Origin of the sequence: Pleurocapsa minor HA4230-MV1 (assembly GCA_019359095.1) — a bacterium.
Taxonomy (GTDB): domain Bacteria; phylum Cyanobacteriota; class Cyanobacteriia; order Cyanobacteriales; family Xenococcaceae; genus Waterburya; species Waterburya minor.
In genome coordinates this window covers 463,558-476,195 of sequence record JAHHHZ010000036.1, presented here as the reverse complement: position 1 = coordinate 476,195, position 12,638 = coordinate 463,558, and the positions used below count along the sequence as shown (strand labels likewise).

General features: G+C 40.0%; 16 protein-coding genes. 14 read left to right on the top strand and 2 right to left on the bottom strand.

Annotated elements, in window-relative coordinates:
* Positions 1 to 138 precede the first annotated feature (138 nt).
* On the bottom strand, positions 139 to 735 hold the full coding sequence (locus KME09_26125) for a TRAP transporter small permease subunit (GenBank protein MBW4537418.1): 597 nt from the start codon (positions 733 to 735) through the stop codon (positions 139 to 141).
* Between the two features lie 152 nt (positions 736 to 887).
* On the opposite strand from KME09_26125, the gene KME09_26120 reads away from it, so the two are divergent.
* The 3 genes from KME09_26120 to KME09_26110 are packed head-to-tail and all read left to right on the top strand — an operon-like array spanning position 888 to position 1,622.
* Positions 888 to 1,235 carry a restriction endonuclease subunit S gene (locus KME09_26120; GenBank protein MBW4537417.1) on the top strand — a complete coding sequence of 116 codons (348 nt, stop codon included), beginning with the start codon at positions 888 to 890 and terminating at the stop codon, positions 1,233 to 1,235.
* A complete protein-coding gene (locus tag KME09_26115; GenBank protein MBW4537416.1) occupies positions 1,232 to 1,405 on the top strand; it encodes a hypothetical protein in 174 nt (57 codons plus the stop codon). Before KME09_26120 ends, KME09_26115 begins: the two co-directional genes overlap by 4 nt.
* Before the next feature lie 49 nt (positions 1,406 to 1,454).
* Positions 1,455 to 1,622 (top strand): hypothetical protein, encoded by a 168-nt coding sequence (locus tag KME09_26110; GenBank protein ID MBW4537415.1) that lies wholly within the window; start codon positions 1,455 to 1,457, stop codon positions 1,620 to 1,622.
* 6 nt (positions 1,623 to 1,628) lie between these two features.
* On the opposite strand, the gene KME09_26105 is transcribed toward KME09_26110, so the two are convergent.
* Positions 1,629 to 1,982 carry a hypothetical protein gene (locus tag KME09_26105; protein MBW4537414.1) on the bottom strand — a complete coding sequence of 118 codons (354 nt, stop codon included), beginning with the start codon at positions 1,980 to 1,982 and terminating at the stop codon, positions 1,629 to 1,631.
* A 115-nt stretch (positions 1,983 to 2,097) separates the two neighbouring features.
* Between KME09_26105 and KME09_26100 the strand changes: the two genes are divergently transcribed.
* From KME09_26100 to KME09_26050, 11 genes are all read left to right on the top strand, one after another.
* Complete coding sequence (locus tag KME09_26100; protein ID MBW4537413.1) at positions 2,098 to 3,237, top strand: TRAP transporter substrate-binding protein; 1,140 nt, start codon at positions 2,098 to 2,100, stop codon at positions 3,235 to 3,237.
* A gap of 45 nt (positions 3,238 to 3,282) precedes the next feature.
* Entirely contained in the window at positions 3,283 to 4,140 is an 858-nt protein-coding gene (locus tag KME09_26095) for an SDR family oxidoreductase (protein ID MBW4537412.1), read from the top strand.
* 124 nt (positions 4,141 to 4,264) lie between these two features.
* Positions 4,265 to 5,506 (top strand): AmpG family muropeptide MFS transporter, encoded by a 1,242-nt coding sequence (locus KME09_26090; protein ID MBW4537411.1) that lies wholly within the window; start codon positions 4,265 to 4,267, stop codon positions 5,504 to 5,506.
* Positions 5,507 to 5,898: 392 nt separating this feature from the next.
* The gene (locus tag KME09_26085; GenBank protein MBW4537410.1) at positions 5,899 to 6,417 is read left to right on the top strand and encodes a phycocyanin subunit beta; all 519 of its coding nucleotides are present in this window, start codon (positions 5,899 to 5,901) and stop codon (positions 6,415 to 6,417) included.
* Positions 6,418 to 6,483: 66 nt separating this feature from the next.
* Positions 6,484 to 6,972: a phycocyanin subunit alpha gene (gene cpcA, locus KME09_26080; protein ID MBW4537409.1), complete on the top strand. Its 489-nt coding sequence runs from the start codon at positions 6,484 to 6,486 to the stop codon at positions 6,970 to 6,972.
* Positions 6,973 to 7,092: 120 nt separating this feature from the next.
* Positions 7,093 to 7,905, top strand: a complete 813-nt coding sequence (locus KME09_26075) for a phycobilisome linker polypeptide (protein ID MBW4537408.1) — start codon at positions 7,093 to 7,095, stop codon at positions 7,903 to 7,905.
* 39 nt (positions 7,906 to 7,944) lie between these two features.
* The gene (locus KME09_26070) at positions 7,945 to 8,805 is read left to right on the top strand and encodes a phycobilisome linker polypeptide (protein ID MBW4537407.1); all 861 of its coding nucleotides are present in this window, start codon (positions 7,945 to 7,947) and stop codon (positions 8,803 to 8,805) included.
* 16 nt (positions 8,806 to 8,821) lie between these two features.
* A complete protein-coding gene (locus tag KME09_26065; protein ID MBW4537406.1) occupies positions 8,822 to 9,151 on the top strand; it encodes a phycobilisome linker polypeptide in 330 nt (109 codons plus the stop codon).
* A 175-nt stretch (positions 9,152 to 9,326) separates the two neighbouring features.
* Positions 9,327 to 10,064 (top strand): phycocyanobilin:ferredoxin oxidoreductase, encoded by a 738-nt coding sequence (locus KME09_26060; GenBank protein MBW4537405.1) that lies wholly within the window; start codon positions 9,327 to 9,329, stop codon positions 10,062 to 10,064.
* Between the two features lie 108 nt (positions 10,065 to 10,172).
* Positions 10,173 to 12,251, top strand: a complete 2,079-nt coding sequence (locus KME09_26055) for a PAS domain S-box protein (protein ID MBW4537404.1) — start codon at positions 10,173 to 10,175, stop codon at positions 12,249 to 12,251.
* Entirely contained in the window at positions 12,244 to 12,624 is a 381-nt protein-coding gene (locus KME09_26050; GenBank protein MBW4537403.1) for a response regulator, read from the top strand. Before KME09_26055 ends, KME09_26050 begins: the two co-directional genes overlap by 8 nt.
* Positions 12,625 to 12,638: the final 14 nt, after the last annotated feature.

The following is a 12,638-nucleotide window of genomic DNA, read 5'->3' as shown; positions in this document are numbered from 1 at the left end:
CTATCTCCCCGTCAATCTCAATCAACAAATTACAGCGAATTTCAGTTGGATAGAACCTATTACCCATTACCCATTACCCATTACTTCAATAAATTAATGTGTCTACTCAATCGAAAACTGCTGTAAATACCTGACAGCTTATTCAATATTAGTATGCTCGGAAGTTTCTAAATTTATTCGGTCGGATACTTGCTCATATCCCAACCAAACAGCTAAATACTTAATCGCTTGAGAGATACTTTGCAGGAGCAATAACCCTAAACCAACAGGAATCATAGTTTTAATTGGAGCGCGGGGCAAGCCATTAGCATCGGGGGAAATTTCCCAACTCCCCCAACTGCCATCGGGTAAATATCCCCAAGATTGCAAAACTGGATTAAATGTAACCCAGATACCGATCGCACAAAAAGGAATTAAAAATAAAACTGTACCTAAAAAGTCAATCAGCGATCGCTGTTTCAAACTGAAATTAGAGTATAAAAAATCAACCCGTACATTATCCCCGTGCTTGAGAATATAAGCAAATCCTGCTAAAAAAAGGATCGAAAATAAATACCACTGAAGCTCAATTAAGGCATTCGATGATAACTGCACCCCGATAAAACGTCCTAAATAACGAGCTATAACGTTATAAAAACCCACGCCGACAGTTAATAAAACCAACCAGTTAAGCAACCAGCCAAGCTTTTCTGTAAGATTATCGATCGCATTGGCAATCTTGAGTAGCGATCGCATTTGGGAATTTCTCATCATTAAATTTTTAAATAAGTAACTAATTTTACCCAAGAATTGGCGAGTTCAATTGTAGATATAGCATTTCCTCGATTGGCGATCGGTTATTATTATTGCTGCGATCGCACTTTGTATATTGCTAGATTTGAGTATCAATGCCTATTCCATCAGAAATTCAGTCTCTTGTCGATCGTTTAGATCGGGAGTTAAAGGAAATTGAGAGAGAAGCTACAGAAGGTTTAAATTTAGTTCGACCTATTTTGTCTAACTTTCCAGATAATTTCATACTGATTCAGTTTTTTGCTTCTCTTAATAACTTTCTTCTCTTTGTAGAAATCTCTAAACGACGAATAAATATTACTGTTAATCGTATTTCCAGTAATGATGTAACTAGCTCTGAAATTTTGGAAGCTGGTGAAGATTTAGGAACGGAGTTGGGTAAAATTTTAGAAGTTAAAATAAGTGTTAGAAGAATTATCGCTCACCTACAAGAATTACAATGAAACAACTACCAGATGAGAAAACTTTGCTAAAACTTCTGGAACTTGCGCGAGATGCAGAAAAGAAGGCTCAAGCTTTGTGCGATCTAACGACAGAAATTGATGAAAAATGGAGAGTTCGTTTGGATTCAAGGCGCAAGGTGATGAACCAAAAATCAGATCTGCGAGATTAATGGCAAAAATTTTGCTAGTCTATAGCGAGTTGGAATTGAGACATCAATAGTGAAACAATTACCAGATGAAAAAACTTGGTTAAAACTTCTAAAACTAGCTAAAGATTTTGAACACCAAACTATTTCTTTATACGAATTAGCTACAGAAATTGATGAAAAATGGCGATTTCGGTTCGAGTCAAAGCGCCAAGCTGCTATAGAGAAGTCTGATCGTTAATTTACTCTAATTAATAGTCAACTTCGCTATCCATTCATCGACAGATTGATCCTGGGGTAAATCACAAACTACACGATTATATTTTTCTCGTTGTAAATCGATGGCGATAGTATTGCCGTTAAAACGGGTAGACCAAAATTCTTGGCGATTTTTAAAATTTTGATAAGTTCCAGCAATAATTATCCCAGGAATTGCTGTACCAAGACTTTTCAGCCAAGGAGGTGAAATGCTTTTATCGTATTTAAATACTTGGATAATATTATTCTGGTCAAAAATCACTTTTCTTTTGAAAGACCAAAGCTTATCCCAACCAAATATCTGGATAGTTACTTGCTGATTATCTAAACTAATTCTATTCATATCACAGACAAAGTAGTTCACAAATTAATAAAAATCTTTTCAGAATCTGTCTTTTCTTCCCCAGAGAGTGCCAATATATCTGTCAACTGTTTTAAGTAAGTGTGAGGAATATGTTATGAAACGTCGATCTGTAGTTAAATCTGTCTCTTCTGGGGTAATTGCTGCTGGGGGAGTAGCAATTGTTGGCGGCTGTCAAAATCAACAAAACCCAGCCTCAACAGAAAAAGAAAAATCAGATATAGCTAATTTACCCGATCTTCAATGGCAAATGGCAACTAGTTGGCCTCCCTCTCTCGATACTATCTTTGGGGGAGCGCAGGTTTTGGCAGATCGTGTTGCAGCCTTAACTGGAGGTAAGTTTAAAATTAGCCCCCGTGCTGCGGGTGAAGTTGCGCCTCCTTTGGAAGTTTTGGATGTGGTGTCTCAGGGTGCAGTTCAATGCGGACATACAGCATCTTACTATTACATTGGCAAAAGTCCTGTTTTAGCTTTTGGTACAACTGTTCCGTTTGGTTTAACTGCTCAACAGCAAAATGCCTGGTTATATGAAGGAGGGGGTTTAGCCAAACTACAAGAGATTTATGCCAAAAAATTTAATTTAATCCAATTTCCTGCGGGTAATAGTGGAATGCAGATGGGAGGCTGGTTTAGGAAAGAGGTTTCTACCCTCAACGATCTTAAAGGTTTAAAGATGCGCATTCCTGGTTTGGGTGGACAGGTAATGGCTAAATTAGGTGTAACCGTGCAAACTCTCGGTGGTGGGGAAATTTTTCAAGCACTGCAAACTGGTGCAATTGATGCTAGTGAATGGGTTGGCCCTTATGATGATGAAAAATTAGGACTGAATAAAATAGCCAAGTTTTACTATTATCCAGGTTGGTGGGAACCAGGCTCGACTTTTGAGTTGCAAATTAACTTAAATGAATGGAATAAACTGCCGACTCAATATCAAGAAGCAATTAAAACTGCCGCTTATGAATCTAACGCGACAATGTTGGCTCGTTATGATGCTCGTAATAATCAAGCCTTGCAACGTCTCTTAAATATTGGTGTGCAACTACGTCCTTATAGTGAAGAAATTCTCCAAGCAGCAGAAAAAGCTTCTTTTGCTCTCTATGACGAATTTGCTGCCAAAGATCCTGATTTTAAAGCAGTGTATCAAGAGTGGCAACAATTCCGCGATCGCATTTCTGCTTGGCACAAACTCAATGAAAATAGTTTTACCAATTTTGTTTATTCACAAATAAAGAATTAATAAAATAAGTAGACAAGTTAAGACACTATAAGGAGTAATATCTAGATGATTTTAATAACTGGTGCAACTGGAAACAACGGTCTAGAAGTTCTCAAGCGACTGTCAGCAGGAAATATACAAGCCCGCGCCATGGTTCGCGATCGCGATCGCGCAAGTGCAATTAGCTCGCTGCCAAACATCGAAATTGTAGAAGGGGACTTCGATCGCCCAGAAACAATGCTGAGTGTCTTAGAAGGTGTAGAACGGGGGTTTTTGCTGACCAACTCATCAGAACGTGCTGAAGCACAACAACTCGCGTTTATTAAAACGGCCGAACAAAGTGGGGTTAAGCATATCGTCAAACTGTCGCAGTTTGCAGCCAATGCTAACTCACCTGTACGCTTTTTGCGCTACCATGCAGCAGTCGAAGCTGCAATTCAAGCCTCTAAGATGGCATACACCTTTCTGCGTCCTAACCTCTTTATGCAGGGGTTGTTAAACTTTCGCTCAACGATCGCGACCCAAAACGCTTTTTACGCAGCGATAGACAACACAAAAGTAAGCATAGTAGATATTCGTGACATTGCGGATGTAGCTGTAGCTGCCTTGACCGAAACTGGTCATGAGGGGAAGATTTATGACCTCACTGGGCCGCAAGCGTTGACGCATACCGAGATGGCAGAATGTTTATCCGTCGCTTTAGGTCGTCAGATTGCCTTTGTCAATATCTCACCCGAACAGATGCATGATATGTTGCTCGGCGTTGGTTTACCAGTATGGCAAGCAGAGGGACTAATAGAGGATTATGCTCATTATCAGCGCAATGAAGCAGCAGCGATCTCGTCGGGAGTGCAGGATGCGATCGGCAAAACACCGCGCAGTTTTGAAGATTTTGCCCGCGACTATGCAACAGTATTTAGTTGAAAGTTTTTTAAAGATTTGGCTGTGATGTCATTAGTTGAGGGTTAGCTTACTCTTTTAAAAAATCGCGTTATAAATAGCTTGTTAACTTAACTAATTTTCTGGTAATAGCCATTCCTTTGAACCTATGAAAACAAACAAGTCTCCTTTGCAAGTTTTTCAAAGTCGCAAAATGTTAGCCTTGCTCTTGTTGGGTTTTTCATCGGGGATGCCTCTATTTTTAACCAGTAGAACTTTACAAGCTTGGTTAACGGTAGAGGGGGTGGATTTAGCTTCGATCGGTTTACTGAGTTTAGTTGCACTGCCTTATTCGATCAAATTTCTCTGGGCGCCTTTTTTAGATCGTTACATTCCGCCGTTTTTTGGTCGTCGGCGAGGTTGGTTAGTGATTGCCCAGATCGGCTTAACAATTGCGATCGCTATAATGGCTTTTCAACAACCAAAACAAAGTCTCCAATTACTCGCTATCAATGCATTGATCATTGCTTTTTTGAGTGCTAGTCAAGATGTTGCTTTTGATGCTTATCGTACTGATATTTTAGAACCTTGGGAAACGGGTGCAGGTGCTGCGGTAGGAGTCTTAGGCTATCGTATTGCTTTATTAATTACAGGCGGATTGGCACTGGTTTTAGCCGATCGGATTTCTTGGCAAGGAGTCTATTTATGTCTGGCGGGATTAATGGCCTTAAATGTTATATTTTCTATCTGGTCACCAGAACCGATTTTACAAGATCAGCCCCCGACTAATTTAGTAGCAGCTATTGTTCAGCCCTTTCAAGACTTTTTTCAACGTTTGGGGGTAGTCAAAAGCTTTTTGATTCTAATTTTTATTATTCTTTATCGACTAGGAGATGCCTTAGTAAATAATATGGTGACTCCGTTTTTACTTCAAATTGGTTTTACTCAAACAGATATAGGTGCAATACAAGGAGGAATGGGATTAATCGCCACGATTGTGGGTACATTATTCGGCGGATTAATTCTCAGTCGTGTCGGGATTAATCGTTCTTTGTGGATCTTTGGTTTCTTGCAAGCTTTTAGTAATTTTGTGTATTTTATCTTGGCACAGTTAGGACACAATTATCAGTTTATGGTTGTGGCAATTAATGTCGAGAACTTATGTTCAGGATTAGCAACAGCAGGTTTTGTCGCATTTATGATGAGTTTGTGCAATCAACGCTTTTCCGCCACACAATTTGCTCTTTTATCCAGTTTGATGGCTTTTAGTCGGGATATTTTGATTGCCCCTGCTGGATTTTTAGCCAAAGAAATAGGCTGGCCAGGATTTTTCTTGTTTACTTTGTTTGCAGCCCTACCTGGTTTGCTTTTACTACCTTGGTTTGCTCCTTGGAAGCGAGAATCTGTTTAGATAGATAATTCAGTAAGCGATCGCAAGTCTCCATAACCTTCATTGGGACTGGAATAAAATGCGATCTCACTAATGGCGAATGATTGAGGTAATTGATTTTTCTGAAAAATAATGAATCGTTTGTTACAAAAACCAATAAAACTTCATTTTATCTCAGTGCCATTGCACAAAAATTGCACAAAGACTTTGGTTGAATGAACAGTATCCAAATGTCACTGAATCTCCTAACTTTTAAAAGCTTGCTCGCTATTTAGGTAGGGCAAAGTATTATAACCTGGATTTAACTATTTAGGTATTTAGATCGAGATAAATGCAGTTTTTGAGCGCAAGTTAGGGATCAGTTTTCCCAATCATCCATTTGGTGCAAATCTTAAGATTCAGGAGAAATATTGATGTTTGACGCATTTACCAGAGTAATTTCCCAAGCCGATGCTAGAGGCGATTATCTCAATCAAGGTCAGTTCGAGGCACTAAAAAATATGGTGGCTGAGAGCAACAAACGCATGGATGTAGTGAACCGCATCACTGGTAATTCTTCCGCTATTGTCGCCAATGCTGCTCGTGTTTTGTTTGCCGAACAACCTCAGTTAATTGCCCCTGGTGGTAACGCTTATACCAACCGTCGCATGGCTGCTTGTTTAAGAGACATGGAAATTATCTTGCGCTATGTCACCTATGCCACTTTTTCTGGTGATGGCAGTGTTTTAGAAGACCGTTGCTTAAATGGTTTAAGAGAAACTTATGTCGCTTTGGGAGTTCCCGGTGGTTCTGTAGCAGAAGCTGTGAGCAAAATGAAAGCTGCGGCGATCGCGATCGCTAACGACAAAAATGGCGTAACTCAAGGAGATTGTAGTTCTTTGATGTCTGAAGTATCTAGCTATTTTGATCGCGCAGCAGCGTCTGTCGGCTAATTAACTTCAACGCAAATCCATTTTTTAGACACATAGTAAAAATTTAAAACAAGAGGTATTTTACGCATGAAAACTCCTATCACTGAAGCAGTATCGGCTGCTGATTCCCAAGGTCGCTTTTTAAGCAGTAGCGAAATTCAAACTGCCTTTGGTCGTTTTCGCCAAGCTAGTGCCAGTTTGGAAGCTGCTCAAGGATTAACTAATAAAGCAGACAGCTTGGTTAAAGGCGCAGCAGAAGCTGTTTACAGCAAATTTCCTTACACAACCCAAATGCAAGGGCCAAATTATGCTTCTACTCCTGAAGGTAAAGCTAAGTGCGCTCGTGACATTGGTTATTATCTACGCATGATTACCTATTGTTTAGTCGCTGGTGGTACTGGCCCTATGGATGATTATTTAATTGCTGGAGTTGCTGAAATCAACGCCACGTTTGAATTATCTCCTAGCTGGTATGTCGAAGCCCTCAAATATATTAGATCTAATCATGGGTTAAGTGGTGATCCTGCGGTAGAAGCCAATTCTTATATTGAGTACGCAATTAACGCTCTTAGCTAGAGTTTTCTAGTAGCTTGGAATCGCAGATGACTATTGAAGCTCTTCTTGTTTGTTTAATGGTCAACTGCAATTCTAAGCAATTTTTTTAGCCACATAATAAGAAAATTTAGGAGTTAATCAATGGCAATTACAGCAGCATCTCGCTTGGGAATTTCTGCCTTTGACGAGACAAATCGCGTCGAACTGCGCCCTAACTGGACTAAGTCAGAAGCTAAAGTAGCGATCGCCGCCGTGTATCGACATGTGTTAGGCAACGACCATTTGATGAAATCAGAACGTCTGACTAGTGCCGAATCTCTGTTGGGAGATGGTTCGATCTCAGTTCGTGAATTTGTCAGAACGGTAGCAAAATCAGAACTTTATAAGACAAAATTCTTTTATAACAACTATCATCCCCGTACCATCGAGTTGAACTTTAAACATTTACTTGGTCGTGCGCCTTACGATGAAACAGAAATTGTTGAGCATCTAGATTTATACCAAAATCAAGGTTTTGAAGCAGATATTGATTCTTATATCGATTCTGAAGAATATACGCAAAGCTTTGGCGAGCATATTGTTCCTTTTTATCGAGGTTTTTCCACCCAAGCGGGGCAAAAAACTGTCGGTTTTACCCGTATGTTCCAGCTTTATCAAGGTTATGCCAATAGCGATCGCGCCCAAGGCAACACTGGTAGCCCTCGTTTAACCTACGATTTAGCCCGTAATATGGCAACTCCCGTTCAAAGTCCTGGGGGTAATGGCTCTTTGTCTGGAACAACTACCACTGAAAGAGGTGACTTATATCGATTGCGAGTAACTAAAGGCACAATCGGCACGCCTCAAGTACGTCGTAGTATGCAAGAGTATATCGTTCCTTACGAAAGACTTTCAGCAACCATGCAAAAGCTGAATAAGCAGGGTAGTCGTATTCTTAGCCTTACCAACGCTTAATTTAAGCTTAATTTAAGATAATTATTAGGAGAATAGTAAGTGGCAATTACAACAGCAGCCTCTCGTTTAGGGGTTTCTGCTTTTAGCGATCGCGCACCTTTAGAGTTACGTCCTAACTATACTCAAGACGATGCTCAGGCGGTAATTAAGGCTGTTTATCGGCAAGTTTTGGGTAACGATTATATTATGCAGTCTGAGCGTTTAACCGCTACAGAATCTTTACTGTGTAATGGTTCATTGACGGTACGGGAATTTGTCCGAGCAGTAGCTAAATCAGAGTTATATAAGACTAAGTTCTTTTATGACAATTTTCAAACTAGGGTGATTGAGTTAAATCTCAAGCATTTATTAGGTCGAGCAGCCTATGACGAGTCTGAAGTGATTTATCACCTCGATCTTTATCAAAATAAGGGTTATGAGGCAGATATCGACGACTATATCGACTCCGCTGAATATGAAGCCAGCTTTGGTGACAATATAGTTCCCTATTACATCGGTTTTGCGACTCAACCATCGCAGAAAATAGTTGGTTTTACCCGTATGTTCCAACTATACCGAGGTTATGCTAATAGCGATCGCGCTCAGGTAGCAGGCACAGCATCTCGCTTGGCCAAAGATCTGGCTCTTAATAGTGTTTCTGCGGTGGTAGCACCTTCAGGGGGAGGAGTCGGCTGGGCTTATCAAGAATCTAGTCAAGGAAATGCTCCCAATAAAGCATTTAGAACTGCCAATCAAGATAATCGTATTTATCGCGTTGAAATATCGGCAATGAATTTACCCAGATACCCTAAAGTGCGTCGGGTTAGTCGAGCTATTTTAGTGCCTTACGATAAACTTACCCCCACGTTGAAAAAGATCAACAAAATGGGTGGAAAGGTTGCCAGCGTTACCTTAGCTTAAAGGAGAGCTTAAGACAATGTTAGGAAAATCAGTAATTAGCGGTCGTTCGAGTTCATCATCAAACAATCGTATTTTTGTGTATGAAGTTACGGGACTAAAGCAAAGCCAAGATAATGATAGCAATAGCTATTCATTTCGTAACAGTGGCAGTACTTTTGTTTCTGTTCCCTATAATCGCATGAATGAAGAAATGCAGCGGATTGGCAAAATGGGGGGAACTATTGTCAGTATTCAATCTCTCGAAGCTTTGAAGCAACAGGAGCATAAGGATAATTCTGAAGCACCTGAAGAAACTAAAGCTGCCAGACACAAGAAAAAACAAGCTGCTAAAGATCATCAAAATTGATTTTAACAAAAGCTTTAAGCTCTAAGCTCTAAGCTCTAAGCTTTAAGCCTAGTTTAATTCCTCCACGAATTAAGTTGTAGGGGCTTAATTAATCAAGCTCCTACGATTGATGGTTTTAAATTAACTTTGAATTTTGTTTAAATTTTGCTTAAATTTTAAAATATAACAAGAGCCAATGGTTACTCAATTTAAGTTTTCTCTGAGAGAACGTCAGCACTATTTAATTCAGCAGTTGGCAAACTGGATCGAATCTAAGTGGAAGCATGACTTAAATCTCTCTCCCTATAACATTCCTGAAGATTTGGGTTATGTCGAGGGCAATCTGGCAGAAGAGAAATTAATTATCGAAAATCGTTGCTATCAAACCACTCAATTTCGCAAGCTACATTTAGAGTTAGCTCAAGTAGGCGATCGCCTTGATATTTTACATTGTGTCATGTTTCCCCGTCTCAATTACGATCTACCTATATTTGGGGTGGATTTAGTCGGCACTCAAGCGGGAATTGGCGCAGCAATTGTGGATTTGTCCCCCGTAAATAGCCAAGGAGTTCTTTCTTCTGATTATATTAGGGCTTTGGCAAATTTACCTGCCATCGATTTTTCCCAGCCTCGCGCATTACCCGCATGGGGTAATATTTTCTCTGGGTTCTGTTTGTTTGTACATCCCCATAATGCTGAAGAAGAAGGACTTTTTCTGGAGAGGGTGCAACAATATTTAGCCGTACATTGTAAAATTGCTCTGGCGACATCTGCTCTTACTGACAAACTAGAACAGGCTCAAGTTTTATCAAGACAACGCCACTACTGTAATCAACAGCAACAAAACGATAAAACCCGCAGGGTATTAGAAAAATCTTTGGGTGAAACTTGGACAGATCGCTACATGAGCCAGATGCTCTTTGATTGCCCTTGAGTTAGCAGATTTTTTGGTGAAGTTTATAGTTAATTTTAATTTCACATTGCTTAAACAAACTTAAGTTCAAGTTAAGCTCAGTTAATAAAAATAATTACAAATTTAATTATGGCGGGAGTAAAAAAATCTCCAACCAAAAAGTCATTCTTAGAAGCAGTATATAAACATTCCTTAGAGGCGATCGCCATTTTAGATCATCAAGATCGGATCGTGGCAATAAATCCTGCTGGTTGTAGGCTCTTCGGCGTTAGTAAAAAGAAGTTGATCGATCGATCGATTAGCCAATTTTTGGTATCTGCTATTAATTGGGCGCAGGTTGCAGAGCGAGGCGAAATTCAGCTTAAGCAAGCAAAAAAGCAGGTTAAGACTGTTGAATATAGTCGAGTTCTAGATTTATTACCTGATTACAATCTACTGGTTTTGAGAGACGTTTCTGATTCTCAATTACAGGCAACAGCCGAACTAGATCTTTATTATCAACGAGTAGAATTATTTGCGGAAGTTACCCTGAAAATTCGTCAATCCCTTCAGTTACCAGAAATTCTTCAAACTACTGTGACTGAAGTGCAAAGAATTTTAGCGGCAGATCGTGTCTTAATTTATCAGGTTTTTGCCAACGGTACGGGAATGCCGATTAAAGAAGCAGTATTGCCAGACTTTAAGCCAATTTTAGGGGTAGAGTTTCCTGAAGAAGTATTTCCCGCAGATTATCGGCAGCTTTATACCAAAGGAAGAGTTAGAGCGATCGCTAATGTTCATGCGATCGACGCGGGATTAGCAGAATGCCTGATTGAGTTTATGGATGAATGGCAGATTAGAAGTAAGCTGGTGGTACCGATTCTGCAAAATTTTAAGTCTCCAACCGCAGGCGAACATCTATGGGGTTTGTTAATTGCCCATCAATGTCAAGCAACTAGAGAATGGACAGAATTTGAACAAGAATTAATGCAGCAATTAGCCGATCAGATTGGCATTGCCTTATCCCAAGCAGAGTTACTGGAAAACTTAGAGGACTTGGTTGCCGAACGTACTGCTAAATTAAGGCAAGAAATCAATGTTCGTACCAAAGCAGAAACAGCGCTGCGTCATAGTGAAGAACAGCTACGTTTAATTGCCAATGGTTTACCTGTTCTCATTGCCTATGTAGATAATCAACAGCATTATCGCTTTAACAATCAGGCTTATCAAACTTGGTTAGGGCTATCTCCCCAAGAGATTTGTCATCAGCATCTTGCCCAAGTTCATGGAGAAGACGATTATCAACAAGTTAGCCAACATGTTGCCAGCGTACTTAAGGGAGAAACAGTAACTTATGAACGCGATCTAGTTTTACAAGATGGATGTCTGCACTCTTTAAGTGTTACTTATATTCCTCACCTGCAAGAACAAAATACAGTTCAAGGATTTTTTGCTCTGACTAGCGATATTAGCGATCGCAAAGCGATTGAACGGATGAAAGACGAATTTCTTTCCGTTGTCAGCCACGAACTGCGTACGCCGTTAACCTCGATTCATAGTTCCCTCAAAATTTTGTCAACTGGTAAGCTGGGTAGCCTGTCAACTCAGGGCGAGCGAATGCTTAAAATTGCCGACGAGCAGACTGAGAGATTAGTTCACCTAGTCAATAATGTTCTGGATCTCCAGCGAATTCAGTCGGGCAAAATCAATATGAACAAGCAAGCCTGTCCAGCCAGAGAATTGATAGAAGAAGCAGTCCAAGCGATGAAAACTTTGGCTCAGTCACAAGGAATTCAGCTATCCTGCCAACCCAGTAATCTAGTTGTTTGGGCAGATCGAGACTATATAGTACAAACTTTGACCAATTTGGTCAGTAATGCGATTAAATTTTCTCCCGCTCAAAGTACCGTAGTGCTATCAGCAGCAAAAAACCCTCAGCCAAATCTTGATCGCCAACCTCAATCAATCTCCTACATTACTTTTGCCGTTCAGGATCGAGGACAGGGTATTCCCCAAGATCGCCTAGAAACAATCTTCGAGAGGTTTCAACAGGTAGATTCTTCTGATTCTCGCAAAAAAGGAGGCACTGGTCTAGGTTTGGCTATCTGTCGTCAGATAGTGGAAGGACATGGTGGGCAAATTTGGGCTGAAAGTTGTTTAGAAAACGGCAGTACTTTTTATTTCACCTTACCAGAACTAATTCAATTGGAGAGCGATCGCCATGACTAAAAAAAACATCTTACTGATCGACGATGAAGAAACTATTCAAGAAGTAGTCCAGGTGGGAATCGGCATCGAAGCTGGTTGGCAAGTAGAGATCGCTTCTTCTGGTTTAGAAGGAATTAATTTAGCGCAAAACCAACAGCCTGACGCTATTCTCTTAGATGTCATGATGCCAGGTATGGATGGTATCGATACTTTATCTCAATTAAAAACTAATCACCAAACCAGTGATATTCCCGTAATTTTTTTAACCGCCAAAGCCCAAGCTGCTGAAAAAAACCAGTTTAAAAGTTTAGGAGTCGTCGATGTAATTACTAAACCTTTTAATTCTATGACCCTTGCCAGTCAAATAGCCAAAATACTGGGATGGCAGCTGTAATTTTATTATTAATT

What these genes read in the sequence shown, in the direction of transcription:
- KME09_26090 (MBW4537411.1), top strand. Translation starts at nt 4,265, where the DNA reads ATGAAAACAAACAAGTCTCCTTTGCAAGTTTTTCAAAGTCGCAAAATG.
- KME09_26050 (MBW4537403.1), top strand. Translation starts at nt 12,244, where the DNA reads ATGACTAAAAAAAACATCTTACTGATCGACGATGAAGAAACTATTCAA.
- KME09_26120 (MBW4537417.1), top strand. Translation starts at nt 888, where the DNA reads ATGCCTATTCCATCAGAAATTCAGTCTCTTGTCGATCGTTTAGATCGG.
- KME09_26105 (MBW4537414.1), bottom strand. Translation starts at nt 1,982, where the DNA reads ATGAATAGAATTAGTTTAGATAATCAGCAAGTAACTATCCAGATATTT.
- KME09_26075 (MBW4537408.1), top strand. Translation starts at nt 7,093, where the DNA reads ATGGCAATTACAGCAGCATCTCGCTTGGGAATTTCTGCCTTTGACGAG.
- KME09_26060 (MBW4537405.1), top strand. Translation starts at nt 9,327, where the DNA reads ATGGTTACTCAATTTAAGTTTTCTCTGAGAGAACGTCAGCACTATTTA.
- KME09_26095 (MBW4537412.1), top strand. Translation starts at nt 3,283, where the DNA reads ATGATTTTAATAACTGGTGCAACTGGAAACAACGGTCTAGAAGTTCTC.
- KME09_26065 (MBW4537406.1), top strand. Translation starts at nt 8,822, where the DNA reads ATGTTAGGAAAATCAGTAATTAGCGGTCGTTCGAGTTCATCATCAAAC.
- KME09_26115 (MBW4537416.1), top strand. Translation starts at nt 1,232, where the DNA reads ATGAAACAACTACCAGATGAGAAAACTTTGCTAAAACTTCTGGAACTT.
- KME09_26055 (MBW4537404.1), top strand. Translation starts at nt 10,173, where the DNA reads ATGGCGGGAGTAAAAAAATCTCCAACCAAAAAGTCATTCTTAGAAGCA.
- KME09_26125 (MBW4537418.1), bottom strand. Translation starts at nt 735, where the DNA reads ATGCGATCGCTACTCAAGATTGCCAATGCGATCGATAATCTTACAGAA.
- KME09_26100 (MBW4537413.1), top strand. Translation starts at nt 2,098, where the DNA reads ATGAAACGTCGATCTGTAGTTAAATCTGTCTCTTCTGGGGTAATTGCT.
- KME09_26085 (MBW4537410.1), top strand. Translation starts at nt 5,899, where the DNA reads ATGTTTGACGCATTTACCAGAGTAATTTCCCAAGCCGATGCTAGAGGC.
- cpcA (MBW4537409.1), top strand. Translation starts at nt 6,484, where the DNA reads ATGAAAACTCCTATCACTGAAGCAGTATCGGCTGCTGATTCCCAAGGT.